This is a genomic window from Proteus hauseri ATCC 700826, assembly GCF_001654965.1.
Taxonomy (GTDB): Bacteria; Pseudomonadota; Gammaproteobacteria; order Enterobacterales; family Enterobacteriaceae; genus Proteus; species Proteus hauseri.
This window is the reverse complement of record NZ_LXEV01000031.1, coordinates 64,655-80,084: the sequence shown is the minus strand read 5'-3', so window position 1 is coordinate 80,084 and position 15,430 is coordinate 64,655. Positions and strand designations below refer to the sequence as shown.

At 37.1% G+C, this 15,430-nt stretch carries 11 protein-coding genes; 10 read left to right on the top strand and 1 reads right to left on the bottom strand.

All coding sequences use genetic code 11. From position 1 onward, the window contains the following. Positions 1-315 precede the first annotated feature (315 nt). Entirely contained in the window at positions 316-1,230 is a 915-nt protein-coding gene (locus M997_RS13700; protein WP_064720672.1) for a cation diffusion facilitator family transporter, read from the top strand. A 94-nt stretch (positions 1,231-1,324) separates the two neighbouring features. On the opposite strand, the gene ghrB is transcribed toward M997_RS13700, so the two are convergent. Beyond that, complete coding sequence (gene ghrB / locus M997_RS13695) at positions 1,325-2,284, bottom strand: glyoxylate/hydroxypyruvate reductase GhrB (protein WP_064720671.1); 960 nt, start codon at positions 2,282-2,284, stop codon at positions 1,325-1,327. Positions 2,285-2,705: 421 nt separating this feature from the next. Here ghrB and galE point away from each other — a divergent pair, with 421 nt between their 5' ends. The 9 genes from galE to M997_RS13650 all read left to right on the top strand — a co-directional run bounded on the left by galE (position 2,706) and on the right by M997_RS13650 (position 15,218). Beyond that, positions 2,706-3,722 carry a UDP-glucose 4-epimerase GalE gene (galE, locus tag M997_RS13690; protein WP_064720670.1) on the top strand — a complete coding sequence of 339 codons (1,017 nt, stop codon included), beginning with the start codon at positions 2,706-2,708 and terminating at the stop codon, positions 3,720-3,722. Between the two features lie 47 nt (positions 3,723-3,769). Continuing rightward, the gene (locus M997_RS13685) at positions 3,770-4,825 is read left to right on the top strand and encodes a UDP-glucose--hexose-1-phosphate uridylyltransferase (RefSeq protein WP_064720669.1); all 1,056 of its coding nucleotides are present in this window, start codon (positions 3,770-3,772) and stop codon (positions 4,823-4,825) included. A gap of 132 nt (positions 4,826-4,957) precedes the next feature. Next, a complete protein-coding gene (gene galK / locus M997_RS13680) occupies positions 4,958-6,118 on the top strand; it encodes a galactokinase (RefSeq protein WP_064720668.1) in 1,161 nt (386 codons plus the stop codon). Then, positions 6,118-7,188: a galactose-1-epimerase gene (gene galM / locus M997_RS13675; RefSeq protein WP_064720667.1), complete on the top strand. Its 1,071-nt coding sequence runs from the start codon at positions 6,118-6,120 to the stop codon at positions 7,186-7,188. The genes galK and galM overlap by 1 nt, the downstream gene beginning before the upstream one ends. A 180-nt stretch (positions 7,189-7,368) precedes the next feature. Beyond that, the gene (locus M997_RS13670) at positions 7,369-8,385 is read left to right on the top strand and encodes a substrate-binding domain-containing protein (protein ID WP_064720666.1); all 1,017 of its coding nucleotides are present in this window, start codon (positions 7,369-7,371) and stop codon (positions 8,383-8,385) included. 406 nt (positions 8,386-8,791) lie between these two features. Further along, on the top strand, positions 8,792-10,426 hold the full coding sequence (locus tag M997_RS13665; RefSeq protein WP_064720665.1) for a sodium/sugar symporter: 1,635 nt from the start codon (positions 8,792-8,794) through the stop codon (positions 10,424-10,426). Between the two features lie 235 nt (positions 10,427-10,661). Further along, complete coding sequence (locus M997_RS13660) at positions 10,662-12,701, top strand: IreA family TonB-dependent siderophore receptor (RefSeq protein ID WP_064720664.1); 2,040 nt, start codon at positions 10,662-10,664, stop codon at positions 12,699-12,701. Between the two features lie 114 nt (positions 12,702-12,815). After that, the gene (locus M997_RS13655) at positions 12,816-13,673 is read left to right on the top strand and encodes an alpha/beta hydrolase (protein WP_064720663.1); all 858 of its coding nucleotides are present in this window, start codon (positions 12,816-12,818) and stop codon (positions 13,671-13,673) included. A gap of 378 nt (positions 13,674-14,051) precedes the next feature. Next, positions 14,052-15,218, top strand: coding sequence for an MFS transporter (locus tag M997_RS13650; RefSeq protein ID WP_064720662.1), 1,167 nt, complete (start codon positions 14,052-14,054; stop codon positions 15,216-15,218). Positions 15,219-15,430 lie beyond the last annotated feature (212 nt).

Genomic DNA, 15,430 nt, shown 5'->3' with positions numbered 1-15,430 from the left:
TTAAAGTCGCCTATAATTAATATTATCTATCAATACAAAATGAATAAAAGAATGATTATCAATTATATTATTGTTCTGTATCTATAGGATTTTATTGATAAAAATTAAAGACAATAAGGTCTAAATATGGCATATTAATAAAGAATGACATCTCAATATGATGTCTGGACAGCAATCTTAGTCCCTAAACAGGATTGTTATTCAGAGTCGTCCTTTATCCTCACCAATGAGTTATGGATCCTGAAATAACCTATGGAACTCTATTTTTCACCTGTTAATAGAGTAGGCTATTTAAAACAGAATAAGATAATCACTATGACACATAATCACATTGATGATATTGAGTTAGATCTGGCTGATAATAGCCAGTTAGAAAAGTTTAAAGCGGCAAAAAAAAGCACGCTAGTTAGCGTTTTCGTTAATATCATTTTATCTATTTGGCAAATAGCGATTGGTTTTTTTTCACACTCTCAGGGCTTAATTGCTGACGGAATTCACTCACTGTCTGACCTGATTGCCGACTTTGTGGTACTGATTGCTAATAAAGGGAGCCAGAAGCAACCCGATGCTGATCACCCTTATGGGCATTTTCGTTATGAAAATGCAGCTTCACTGATTTTGGGAACTATTTTATTAATTGTTGGCTTAGGTATGGTGGTATCAGCAATACATAAAATGTTTGATCCTTCGGCTATTCCGGAAGTTCACAGTATTGCTTTATATGTTGCGTTATTAGCATTAGCTGCTAAAGAAGGACTATTTCGTTATATGCTACGTGTAGCGAAACGAGTTGATTCAAATATGCTTGTCGCTAATGCATGGCATGCACGTTCTGATGCAGCATCCTCTTTGGTTGTCGCTATTGGTATTATCGGAAGTCTTGCAGGATTTAAATTTTTTGATCCGTTAGCAGCACTTATTGTGGGTATTTTTGTTGGTCGAATGGGTTGGCGTTTTACTTATCAAGCACTGCAAGATTTAATGGATAGAGGCGCCGATGAAGAAACGCTAGCGGAGATAACCAATATATTGGAGAGCACTCCGGGTGTTAAAGGTATTCATGATTTAAAAACACGCCGCGCAGGGGATTATTTCTTAGTTGATGTCCATATAGAGGTTGCAGGGGAATTAACCGTTAAAGAAAGCCATGACATAGTTGTTAAAGCACGTAATAAAGTTTTGCAAAATAAACAGATATTAAGTGTTATGGCGCACGTGGATCCGGCTTAATTCATTGAGATTGAGTGTAATCAATAAAAGGTAATGTAATATATTCATTACCTTTTTCTTATCTAGAATAAATTAATTGAGATATTCTATTCGATTAAAAATTAACACAATTCTCTTTTACTTTATCTTTTAATGCGGCAATTAAATTATCCACTGCGCATTGTGCCATTGCATAACGCGTTTCTTTGGTTGCCGATCCAATATGTGGAACAGCCACGACATTTTTCATCGCTAATAATGGTGATGAAGCAGAAAGCGGCTCTTTTTCAAATACATCTAATCCTGCTCCAGCAATTTCTTTTTGCTCTAGCGCTGTTATTAAGGCTTTTTCATCAACCACTGCACCTCGACCTGCATTAATTAAATAGGAGTCTGGTTTCATTAATGAAAATTGCGCTTTGCTGATTAAATGGTGCGTTTCTGCGGTTAAAGGAAGTGTGATACACACAAAATCTGACTGCTGCAATAATGTTTCTAATGAGCAATAAGTTGCATTAAAACGATCATTTACTTCTGCATATTCAGTTCGAGATTGATAAAGAATTTTCATATCAAAACCAAAATGAGCGCGTTTGGCTAACGCTTTACCAATACGACCCATACCAATAATCCCCATGGTTTTATGATGAACATCAGTGCCATACCAATCAGGTGTAATTCCTTTTAACCATAAGCCTTGCTTAATATTATCAGCGAGTTCAGGAATGCGTCTTGAAACAGATAATACAAGTGCCATCATAGTGTCAGCAACGGTGTCAGTAAGTACAGTCGGAGTATGCATCAACTTAATGTTGCGCTCAGTGAGGGCTTGCACATCAATATTATCATAGCCAACAGAGATGGTTGAAACCGCCTTTAAGTTAGGTGCTTGTTCGATAAAGTGTTTATCTATATTTCCACCAGCACCTAATAGTCCAGAAGCATTAGCTAGTGCAGTACAAAAGTCCGCCGAGTCAAAAGAGAGTGAACGAAATTGTTTTATTTCAGCAAAACTTGCTAATTTTTGCTGTAAGTCTTCTGGTAGGTCTTGATAAAGCACGACTATCGGTTTCATTATGTTCTCCTAACGGAAGGGGTTATAAGGCTTGATACGATTTATTTTTTTAACAATTGTTATTGAGAATATTCTCAGCCCTCTTATACATATTACAAGGGGTGTTAATAAGGTATGATAAAACCCAAGTAATGTCAGTTTTATCAGATTATTAGCGCATTAAATGAGATGTAATCGTTCTCTTTTTTATTGTGATAAATACGATAGTAAAAATAAACGATTTTTCATTAAGATGCCCAGTCTATTGTAATACTGATATAAAAATTATTTTTTATTATCTTAAATAACAGGAAATGAGTGTAAACGTTTACACTAAATGTCGGTTTGATCACGAAAATACTTTGTTGATCTTGTTAAACTCATTGTCAATGAGCAGAAACCGTCTTTAGCTTTCCTTTGAAATGAATGAAAAGAGGTGAATGTGGAAATACTAGTCACAGGTGGAATGGGATATATCGGAAGCCATACTTGCGTACAAATGATTGAAGCAGGAATGACGCCAATTATTCTGGATAACTTAAGTAATGCCAATGAAGAAGTGCTTAATAGAGTTGAGGCACTCACAGGAAAACGTCCACTGTTCTACAACGGTGATATTCGCGATGACAAATTATTAGCATCAATTTTTGCTCAGCATACAATTCAATCCGTTATTCACTTTGCAGGATTAAAATCCGTGGGTGAGTCGGTTCAAAAACCAATTGAATATTATGACAATAACGTGAATGGCACTTTAGTTTTAGTGCGTTGTATGCGTGACGCGGGTGTAAAAAGCATTATTTTTAGTTCATCTGCAACCGTTTATGGTGATCCACAAACAGTACCTATTACTGAAGACTCACCTGTGGGTGGCACAACCAATCCATATGGCACCAGTAAATATATGGTAGAGCGTATTTTATCTGATTTATATGTTGCTGATGAAAGCTGGTCAATTAGCTTATTACGTTATTTTAACCCAGTAGGGGCTCATCCATCTGGCTCTATGGGGGAAGATCCTAAAGGTATTCCAAACAACTTAACGCCTTATATCGCTCAGGTTGCTATTGGTCGTCGTGAAAAAGTTGCTGTGTTTGGTAGTGACTATCCGACTAAAGATGGTACCGGTGTTCGCGATTACATTCATGTGATGGATTTGGCTGATGGTCATATTGCTGCACTAAATGCACTGGGTAAGAAAGCGGGTTTGCATATTTATAACTTGGGTACAGGTAATGGTACTAGCGTTATTGAAATGATTGAAGCGTTCCGCAAAGCCAGTGGCAAAGATATTCCTTATGAACTGCAACCTCGTCGTCCTGGTGATATTGCTGAGTGCTGGTCAAGCCCTGCGAAAGCAGCCGCAGATTTAAAATGGAAAGCAATCCGTTCTATTGATGATATGGCTGCAGATGCTTGGCGTTGGCAATCAAAAAATCCAAATGGTTATCTGAAATAAGCGATTAAATGCTATCGGATAATCACTAATAAATAAGAGAGAAGATTATGTCGAAACTGATTTTTGATCCTGTTGAACATCCTCATCGTCGTTATAATCCACTTACGGGTCAGTGGGTTTTAGTTTCACCACATAGAGCGAAACGACCTTGGAATGGCAAAGATGAAAAACCTCAGATAGCGACACTTCCCTCTTATGATCCACATTGTTATTTGTGTCCTAATAATATGCGAGTTTCAGGTGATAAAAATCCTGATTACAAAGATACTTATGTGTTTAATAACGATCACTCCGCGTTATTGTCTGATGAATATAATGTAGCACCTTCTGATAATCCTTTATTTCAGACTCAATCTGTTAGAGGTATTAGTCGAGTTATCTGCTTTTCGCCTGATCATGGAAAAACTATTCCTGAATTACCTGTTAACCAATTACGTAAAGTCGTTGATACATGGGATAGCCAAATAGAAGAATTAAGTAAAGAATATCTCTGGGTTCAAGTGTTTGAAAATAAGGGTGAAACAATGGGGTGTTCTCAACCTCATCCTCATGGACAAATTTGGGCAAGTGATTTTTTACCTAATGAATTAGCGCGTAAAGATCACTACTTACGTAATTACTTTAATCAGCGAGGCAGCAATTTATTAATCGATTATGTTAATGCTGAGATTAAAGATGGAAGCCGTACTGTTGTTGAAACTGAGTATTGGATTGCAGTTGTACCTTATTGGGCGGCTTGGCCTTATGAAACTATGCTATTACCTAAAACGCATATTCGTAGAATGAGCGAATTAACCGATATACAGCGAGATGATCTGGCATTAGCAATGAAAAAGTTAACGAGTCGATATGACAACCTTTTTCATTGTTCCTTTCCTTATTCAATGGGATGGCATTTTGCACCATTTTTTAATGATGGTGAAAATATCGATCATTGGCAATTACATGCTCTTTATTACCCCCCTTTATTGCGCTCAGCTAGTGTGCGTAAGTTTATGGTGGGATACGAAATGTTAGCTGAAACGCAAAGAGATCTAACACCAGAACAAGCCGCTGCTAACTTACGTCAATTGAGCGATATTCATTATAAAAAACAGTCCTAATTCTGCCAGAAACCTAATTAACTTCAGTTTTAATTAGCGCGATTATTTGATGATTAAACAGATAAAAGAGTGCATCTCATTAATTGTGATGTAACGGATTATTATTACTTAATTTTAAGTTGAGGAACTATTATGCAGGCACTTATTAATAATGTGACTCGCTCATTTTCGGCCGCTTTTGGTTATACACCAACCCATTTTATACAAGCGCCGGGAAGAGTTAATCTGATTGGTGAACATACTGATTATAACGATGGTTTTGTTCTTCCTTGTGCCATTAATTATCAAATGGTGGTTGCTGCGGCAAAACGCACTGACGGTATTGTTCGTGTTATTGCTGTCGATTATCAAGATGAAACAGATCAATTTAATCTTGATTCTCCCATCGAATTTTTGGCTGATAAAATGTGGGCTAATTATATTCGTGGCGTAATTCATTTTTTACAGCAAGACAATTACCATTTTCAGGGTATGGATATTGCTATATCAGGTAATGTTCCACAAGGTGCGGGACTCAGTTCTTCAGCTGCATTAGAAGTTGCTATTGGACAAACAGTTAAAACACTTTATCAGCTTCCTATTAGTCAAAAGGCTATTGCATTAAATGGTCAAAAAGCAGAAAACCAATTTGTTGGTTGTAACTGTGGCATTATGGATCAGCTTATTTCGGCGTGTGGTGAAGAAAATCATGCACTTTTAATTGATTGTCGTTCTTTAGACACGACAGCCGTCACCATGCCTGAAGATATTGTGGTGATGATTATTAATAGTAATAAAAAGCGTGGTTTAGTGGATAGTGAATACAACACGCGTCGCCAACAGTGTGAAGAAGCTGCAAAAATATTAAATGTAACGGCTTTAAGAGATGCATCATTAGATGATTTATTGGTTAAAAAAGCGATAATGAGCGATGTGGTATATCGTCGTGCTCGCCATGTTATTACTGAAAATGATCGCACATTACTTGCGGCTGATGCTTTACGCCAAGGTAATTTACCTGTGTTAAGTCAGCTGATGGCACTGTCTCATCAATCAATGCGTGATGATTTTGAAATTACGGTGCCTGAAGTTGATGTTCTCGTCGATATTATTAAATCGGTTATTGGCGAACAAGGTGGCGCTAGAATGACGGGAGGCGGATTTGGTGGTTGTGTGGTTGCATTAGTCACACCTGATTTGGTTAGTAAGGTCACCGAAGCTGTTGTATCACAATATCAGGCAAAAACAGGGTTAAAAGAAACTATTTATGTCTGCTCTGCAAGCCAAGGAGCGGGCTATACGGAGGCAAAGTAATGGCAGCTAATGATATTCGTTTTTTTGAACCTGAACAAATGACGGCTCATCCAGCGTGGGATGGGTTGCCTGCGGAGATAGTCACTTTAAAAAATCGCCTTGGTATGTCCATTTCTATTATGGATATAGGAGCGACATGGCTAACTTGTATTGTTCCTGTGAATGGTGTTCGTCGAGATGTGCTATTAGGCTCACCTGATATGAACGCCCACAAACTACAAACCGCATATATGGGTGCTACTGTAGGACGTTTTGCCAATCGCATTGCGGGAAGTACATTTTCATTAGCAGAAAAGCAGTATGTTATTGCTGCCAATGAAGGTGAAAATACACTTCATGGAGGAAAACATAATTTTAGTCGTCGCCGCTGGAATATTGCTGCAAAATCAGCGCAATCTGTCACTTTTACATTAAAATCTCCCGATGGTGATCAAGGATTTCCGGGTAATGTTGATGTTTCTGTGACCTATATGTTAACGGATAACAATGAAGTTTTTATTAATTATCAAGCGATAAGTGATAAATCAACGCCACTTAGTTTAACTAATCATGCTTATTTTAATCTTGCCGGTGAGCATACTTTACGTACTGCACTTGAGCATGATGTATTTATATCCGCAAATCATTATTTAAAAAATGGTGCTGGTAATATCCCAACGGGTGAGTTCGTTGATGTGACTGGAACCAGTTTTGATTTTCGTAAATTAAAGCGAGTCGGGCGAGATTTTATGACCGATGAGTGTCAAAAAGCGGCTCATGGTTATGATCATGCTTTTGTTTTAGATAAACAAAAAACGGATGGGAAAACAGTCATTGCCACTGTAATTTCGCCTGAAGGTGAATTAAAAATGGATGTGATGACAACTATGCCATCAGTTCAATTTTATACTGCTAATTTCTTGGCTGAAACAAAGGGAAAAAGTCGTCGTTATGGCAATTATTCGGGACTCGCATTAGAGACTCAATATTTTCCTGACGGGCCAAATCACCCTGAATGGGGTGATAGCCAAGGGATCCTTCCTGCTAATCAGCAATGGAATAGCCAAACAATCTATAAGTTTTATCAGTAAATAAGAGAGGAAAGTGTAAACGCTTTCCTTTTCATCACTTATTTGATCTTTTTGCTTTTTAAATTTCCAAACTTCACTGATAATCCCTACCAATGCTTTTATAGCGAACTTTTTTTGTATTCAGATTAAATTTCAGGTTATTCCTTGGTGGTGAAATAAGGGTGACCTTATGAGGTGTATATGGCGACTATCAAGGATGTAGCAAAAGAAGCGGGTGTTTCTGTTGCAACGGTATCGCGAGTCATTAATAACTCGCCAAAAGCAAGCCGTGCTTCAATAGATGTTGTGAATACCGCGATGCAAAAATTAGGATATCGCCCTAACGCAGCGGCAAGAGCATTGGTTAATCAAAGTACGCAAACTTTAGGTGTGCTGGTACATGATGTGTCAGATCCCTTTTTTGGTACATTGGTTAAAGCCGTTGATAATGTTGCCAGAGATGCGGGAAAACATATTTTAGTTTGTAATGGCTATCATGATGCACAAGATGAGCGCCAATCAATCGAGCTTCTAATTAATAGCCGTTGCGATGGTTTAGTTATCCACTCTAAAGCATTAGGTGATGATGAATTGCTCGCTTACGCCAATGAAGTTAAAAGCATGGTGCTTATTAATCGTTTTATTCCGGAAATAGCACAACGCTGTGTTGCTCTTGATAATTATAAAGGTGCCTGGATGGCGACAGAACACCTTATTAGACAAGGCCATAGTAAAATAGCTTATATTTCGTCAACTCATAATATTGAAGATACCGCTCAACGACTTGCTGGATATAAAGCTGCTTTAGCCGCATATAAAATCGACTTACCAACCAGTTATATTGAATATGGTGAACCTGAAGGTGAGGGTGGTGAAAAAGCCATGACACATCTTTTAACTAAATCAATAGATTTTACGGCGGTGGTCGCTTACAACGATTTTATGGCTGCGGGTGCTTTATCGGTATTAGATGAAAATGAAATTCCAGTTCCTGAAAAAATATCAGTAATTGGTTTTGATGATGTATTAATTGCTCGTTATATTCATCCTCGCTTAACTACAGTGCGTTATCCTGTTCAAATGATGGCAGAACAAGCGGCAACACTGGCAATTCGACTTTCTCGCGGTGAAATATTAGAACAAAAACAGCGTATTTTTTCGCCAACACTTGTACAGAGAAATTCAGTATTTAATTTAAGCCATCTAAATCAGTCATAAAGCTAATTACTTTTTAGTTTTCTTTTTATTCAGTGGTTTCTAGTCGTGAGATTTGTGATTAGAAACCATATCTCCTTTTTATTTTCCTTTGCATATCTTCAATATCATCAATATAAAAGTACTTTGTTATTATACAATTATAAATTGTAATCGTTATCAATTTATTGGTGTTGTTCTTGTTTGTCTTTATTATTCTGTCTTTTTAAACATCCAAATATAGTTATAAAAATAGTTTTTTCATCAGACTATTTCTGTTTTTATGTGACGTAATCGTTTGTTTTACTATTTTGTAATGCATATTCGTAACATTCTCGATGAATTTGTGAAGAGAGTAACGGAAAAAGAGTGTGGAAACGTTTACATTTGTTCCTTCTCTATCTTACTCTGGGTCTGAAAGGATAATATTATGCATACAGAAGGTGTTGGATTAAGCACAATAGATTATGCAATCTTTGCCCTCTATGTTGTGATCATTATTAGTGTGGGATTATGGGTCTCTCGTACTAAAAATGGTGAAAAAAAAGGAACCAAAGATTACTTTCTTGCAGGTAAAACACTGCCTTGGTGGGCAATTGGTTCTTCGTTGATTGCCGCTAATATTTCAGCAGAACAATTTATTGGTATGTCTGGTTCTGGCTTTTCTATTGGTTTAGCGATCGCTTCTTATGAATGGATGGCGGCTCTTACGCTAATTATTGTTGCTAAATACTTTTTACCTGTATTTATCGAAAAAGGGATTTACACCATTCCTGAATTTGTCGAAAACCGCTTTAAAAGTCGTAATTTAAAAACGATCCTAGCGGTATTTTGGCTGGCGTTATTTATTTTCGTTAACTTAACTTCAGTTCTTTATTTAGGTTCATTGGCATTAGAAACTATTCTTGGTGTGCCAATGATGTATGCAATAGTGGGCCTTGCCCTATTTGCCGTGGTCTATTCTCTTTATGGTGGTCTTTCGGCTGTAGCTTGGACGGATGTGGTACAAGTCTTTTTCCTTATTTTAGGGGGCTTGTTTACGACAATATTAGCGGTAAGTTATATCGGTGGTGATGGAGGTATAACAGAAGGCTTAGCGAAAATGACCGCGGCTGCTCCTGACCACTTTAAAATGATTTTAGAAAAAGAAAATCCGCAGTTTATGAACTTACCAGGTATCGCTGTGCTTATCGGTGGGTTATGGGTTGCTAATCTTTATTATTGGGGTTTTAACCAATATATCATTCAACGCGCGTTAGCCGCTAAATCTATTAATGAAGCTCAAAAAGGTTTAGTTTTTGCCGCTTTCTTAAAATTAATTGTGCCTATTTTAGTGGTAGTGCCGGGGATCGCTGCATTTGTTATTACGACTAATCCTGAATTAATGGCAGGCTTAGGAACAATGGCTCAAGAGCATATTCCAACAATGGGGCAAGCTGATAAAGCTTATCCTTGGTTAACTCAATTCTTACCTGTTGGTGCAAAAGGCTTGGTATTTGCTGCATTGGCGGCTGCTATTGTTTCTTCATTAGCTTCAATGCTTAACTCTATCGCGACTATTTTCACGATGGATATCTACAAAGAATATGTGGGGCCAAAAGCATCAGAAACTCGCTTAGTTAATGTGGGACGTATTAGTGCTGTAGTCGCATTGATTATTGCTTGTTTTATCGCACCACTATTAGGCGGCATCGATCAGGCATTCCAATATATTCAAGAATATACTGGCTTAGTGAGTCCAGGAATTTTAGCTGTATTCTTGTTAGGTCTGTTTTGGAAAAAAACCAATGCAAAAGGAGCCATTATGGGGGTCGTATTATCCATTCCTTTTGCGTTATTCTTAAAACTAATGCCATTAGGTATGCCATTCCTTGACCAGATGATGTACACCTTTATCTTTACCACGGTGGTGATTGGTTTAGTGAGTTTAACTTCAACTAAAACAGATGATAGCGTTGGTGCTATTGCGCTGACTGATACAACCTTTAAAACACAAAGTGGATTTAATATTTCCTCTTATATCATCATGATTATTCTTTGTGTGTTGTATGCCGTCTTCTGGTAATTATTAGAACCGAAATAATCCCCTACAAGAAAAGGGCAAGTGGCTAAGTCGCTTGCTCTTTTTTGTGAGCACTGAGTGATAAATTCCTTGAGTTATCAACAATTGCGTAAATTTGCTTTGATGTAGATTAAAAAAAAATAGTTAATAGATAAAGAAAATCATTCTCATCAATAATTGATTAAGATAATATTAATAATTCTCATTTATATAATCGTTTTAATCTCAGGGAATTATTATGAATTATAAAATAGGCCTTTTAGCAGCCTGTATTTTTGCCGCCTCTTATCCTCTCTATGCACAAGAAAACAAAGAGGAAAGATTGGTTGTTTCAGCCTCCGGCTTTGCACAGCAACTCACCGATGCACCAGCAAGTATCACTGTTATTAGCAAAGAACAACTTGCCAAAAAACCCGTTCATGATCTTGCTGATGCGGTTAAAGGTGTTGAAGGTGTGAGTGTTAACGGTAATGCGAACAAACAAGAAATTACAATTCGCGGTTTACCGGGTGACTACACACTGATTATGGTGGATGGCAAACGTCAAAATAGCCGTGAATCACGTCCAAATGGAAGTGGTGGTTATGAAGGGGGATTTATTCCACCCGTTGAAGCCATAGAACGAATTGAAGTTATTCGCGGACCTATGTCATCACTGTATGGTTCTGATGCGATGGGCGGGGTAATTAATATTATTACAAAACCTATAACTAAAGAGTGGCATGGCTCTATTGGTGTGGGGGGAACTATTCAACATAATCGCGATGCAGGTGATTCTATTAATGGTGATTTTTATCTCTCAGGACCACTTATCGAAGATAAATTAGGCTTACAGCTTTATGGTGGTGGTTATTTACGAGCTGAAGATAAAATTACTTACGGTCAAGGCAGAAATGATAATAAAAATATTACTGCGAAATTGGCTTTTACCCCAACAGATAACCAGACATTTTTATTAGAAGCGGGTCGTACTACACAACAGCGCACAACCACACCCGGCAAATCGATGAGTGAATTTACTATCCGTGGTGGTAAAGCTGATGAAAATAAAATGCTAGAGACCAATAATGACCGCAATCATTGGGCTTTAACATATAAAAATCAGATGGATATCTTGCATTCTGAATTAAGCGTTTATCAAGAACAGACTAAACGTATCACTAAAACAGAAGAGATTGATGAAAAGACGAAAGATCGTCATGAGTTTTATGAAGATCGTCGCCCTGAAATCACCAACACGGTATTTGATGCCAAATTCACAGCATTCTTACCTGATAATGTGATGACCTTTGGTGGTCAATATCAATATGCTCGCTTAAAAGATGAATCTTCTCTTGGTAAAGATGAAATCAAACAATCAACAGTAACGGCTGATCAAAAAGCTCTGTTTATTGAAAATGAATATAGTGTCACTGATAATTTAGCCTTAACTGGTGGGTTACGTCTTGATGATCATGAATATTATGGTAATCATTGGAATCCAAGAGCTTATGCTGTTTATCATTTAACCGATGAATTTACGTTAAAAGGGGGAATAGCTAAAGCCTTTAAAGCCCCGAGTTTACGTGAATTAAGCCCTGAATACGGTACTTCAACAGAAAAAGGTCGTGCGATTATGTATGGTAATCGTGATTTAAAACCTGAAACCTCTGTAAGTGAAGAGATTGGTATTGGTTATGACAATGGCGATGGTATTACAGCCAGTTTGACATTCTTTAATACTGAATTTAAAGACAAACTGACTAATTACGATACGGGTGAAATAGATCCAATCACAGGCTTAAAACTTTATCAGTACGATAATGTAGGTAAAGCGAATATTAAAGGGATAGAAACGGCAATTGCATTCCCTATTGCTGAAGATTGGCGTGTAAATGCTAATTACACTTATATCAATTCAAAACGTAAAAGTGATGATGAGAAATTAGGTTCAGGTGAGTCATTAAAAGGTTATCCATTGGATATGACACCAAAACACAGCGCGAATGCACGAGTGGATTGGGATTTTAATGAAGATATGAGCTTCTACGCAAATACGGCTTATACAGGTAAGCAGATATGGGCTGCACAACGTAATGGTTTTACGGGTGCGCGTTATCGTAGTGGTTACACCACATTTGATTTAGGTATGACATATAACATTAATAAAAATACGCTGTTTAATTTGGCTGTATTAAATATTACCGATGAAACAGGTCCCGCAGTAAATGACAAAGGCGGCAACTGGGTTGTTGATGAAGGTCGTCGTTATTGGGCCAATGTAAAATATAGCTTCTAATTTTATTCGATTTAAATAAACCTCATGTTATACATGAGGTTTATTTTTTACCGCTATATCTGATTATATTATTGACGATTACGCTTTTCTTATTACTTACAGTGTATCTGACTTATGCGAATACTCATCTTATGTGGAATGATTATGTTGTCCTCTTTAGTACAAGCAAGACCTAATCAGGAGGTTCCAGAAATAAATCCTCAGGTTCAAGAATATTATCAAATAACCGAAAAAGAGATGGATTATCAAGGCGAACAATATCGTATTTTCCTTGCTATTCCTAAAGCAACAACAAAAACCTCGCTACTTTATTCGGTTGATGGTAATGCGCAATTTCCATTAATAGTTAATGAAATCGTTGAACAAAATAGTATGCCGTTACCTGTTATTGTTAGTATTGGCTATGTTGGTGATCAAGCTTATTTTATTCCTGAGCGTACGCGTGATTATACGCCAGAAGTAACAGGAGATGAGTTTAAACAAGGTGGTAATGCGGAGCGTTTTTACCAGTTTATTCTAACGCAGGTAAAACCTTATGCAGATAATCAAATCGAAACAGCTAATTTAACCATTACTAAACGTTCATTATTTGGTCACTCTTTTGGAGGGGTGTTTACGCTATATGTTTTATTGAATCACCCTGAGACTTTCCAGCATTATACTGCGGCAAGCCCATCATTATGGTGGGGAAAAGGGGAATGGATAGCTAAAGAGAAATGGCAAGTTATTCCTAATGATATTTCAGTGACTATTACCCTTGGCGAAAAAGAAGAAACTCCCGATCTTTCCAAAATGAATCAAGAGCAACAGCAAAATCATAAAGGTCGCAGTAGTTGGCTAACGCCTCGCCAATTATGTCATTATTTATCTGAAGCAGGGAAACAGTGTGATTTTCAGCTTTTTGCTGGAAAGACACATGGCGGTTCTATCCCAGACGCCATTAAAACGGCGATTAGTTATAGTGCAGAGTAATTGATTGTAATAGTTTATTTGTCATTATCCTATCTTATAACGGTAGGATAATGATTAATCTTATCTCCGTATTTTATCGTAATATTATTAATATAGAATTAATTTTATTTTTATAAAAATAAAATTGCTAGAGAGGCTATTCTTTTCGCAAGAAAAGGCGATAATAACTTATAGGATAAATAAAATTATTTTCTGGCATTAGATTTTATAATTTTATTTGTGCTGAGTAACAAGCTATATTCGCGTCTCCTGAAATTAGGGACGCCATCCACTGCTTTTATCATGAAAACAATCATCTTTCCTAGATGAACGTTTTGCCAATATCTGGCATCGAAAAAGCAGCGCATTATCAACCGTTTGAGTGTGGAGACGAGGGTAGTGAAACAGAACACTACTTTGGTACGCAAAGGCGACGGTACATTAGTACCTGTAGCTGGGTTAACGGTATTTGCTATCGCATCAGGCTATTTAATGAGTTTAATACCACTATCAATGGATAGTTTTGGGTTTGATACTCTTTATGCTAGCTGGTTAGCAAGTATTTATTTTATTGGATTATTAATAGGTTCAGTGATGATAGAACCTATTATTGCAAGAATAGGGCATCGTCTTTCATTCGTTGTATTTTTATTATTACTGGCATTAACTGTCAGTATATTACCGTTGTTGCCTTATTTATCAGTATGGATGGTATCGCGCTTTATCGGCGGTATGGCGGTTGCAGGTATTTTTGTTGTTGTCGAATCATGGCTATTAATTGGTGATAATCCTAAAGAACGAGCTAAACGCTTGGGCTTTTATATGACCTCGCTTTATGGTGGCACAACATTGGGGCAATTAGCGATTGGTACAATTGGTACTCAGGGTACTATTCCTTTTATGGCGGTATTAGCGCTGTTATTAATCGCGGTATTACCTCCGTTGTTTTTTAAACAAGGGCAGCCACAAGGACATGTACATAAAAGTTTGTCATTAAAACAGATAAGCCGTTTAAATAAAGCCGCTTTAGTGGGCTGTATGGTTTCTGGTGTAGTGATGGGCAGTATCTATGGGATGATGCCGCTAGCATTAAATCAAGGACAATTTACTACCGATCAAATCGGTGTATTAATGGCTGCCATTATTTTAGGTGGAATGGTTGTTCAGCCTATTATTAGTAAATTGTCAGTGATAATGAGCAAGACATTGTTATTAGCAATGATGTGTTTAGTTGGTGTGTTTGCAATGGGAATAACCTATTTGTCTAACGATTATATAGTGCTAATTGTTGCTCTGGGATTGTTAGGAATGTCTTCTTTTGCACTTTATCCTATCGCAATTACTTTGGCGTGTGACCATGTAAATGCGAGTTATATCGTTGCTATTACACAAATTATGTTATTGAGCTATAGCATTGGCTCAGCAATAGGCCCATTAGGCGCAGGTATTTTTATGTCTCAGGCGAATGACGGTATTATGAACTTCTTTTTTGTTGTGTTATTAGCAACGGCTGTTTATATGCTCTTCGCAAGCTTACGTCGTAAGAGTCATATTGTATTGAACTAACCTATTTTTAGCTTTTATCTCTCTCTTTCTTGTTTATTTTATACCGAGCTTATCTTGTAAAAGAGGGCTCGGTTTTTTTATTCTTAATAATTAAGAGTTCGCTCATTTTTTTGTTAGTCTACTTAGCTAATTATCATTGCTAATAATACACAATAAATAATTATGGACACCTAACTTGCATGGAGACTCACTATTGAAAATCATCGCACCTC

Coding starts and splice junctions, on each gene's coding strand:
- galM (WP_064720667.1), top strand. CDS start 6,118: ATGGCAGCTAATGATATTCGTTTTTTTGAACCTGAACAAATGACGGCT.
- M997_RS13685 (WP_064720669.1), top strand. CDS start 3,770: ATGTCGAAACTGATTTTTGATCCTGTTGAACATCCTCATCGTCGTTAT.
- M997_RS13655 (WP_064720663.1), top strand. CDS start 12,816: ATGCGAATACTCATCTTATGTGGAATGATTATGTTGTCCTCTTTAGTA.
- M997_RS13700 (WP_064720672.1), top strand. CDS start 316: ATGACACATAATCACATTGATGATATTGAGTTAGATCTGGCTGATAAT.
- M997_RS13670 (WP_064720666.1), top strand. CDS start 7,369: ATGGCGACTATCAAGGATGTAGCAAAAGAAGCGGGTGTTTCTGTTGCA.
- galK (WP_064720668.1), top strand. CDS start 4,958: ATGCAGGCACTTATTAATAATGTGACTCGCTCATTTTCGGCCGCTTTT.
- M997_RS13665 (WP_064720665.1), top strand. CDS start 8,792: ATGCATACAGAAGGTGTTGGATTAAGCACAATAGATTATGCAATCTTT.
- ghrB (WP_064720671.1), bottom strand. CDS start 2,284: ATGAAACCGATAGTCGTGCTTTATCAAGACCTACCAGAAGACTTACAG.
- M997_RS13660 (WP_064720664.1), top strand. CDS start 10,662: ATGAATTATAAAATAGGCCTTTTAGCAGCCTGTATTTTTGCCGCCTCT.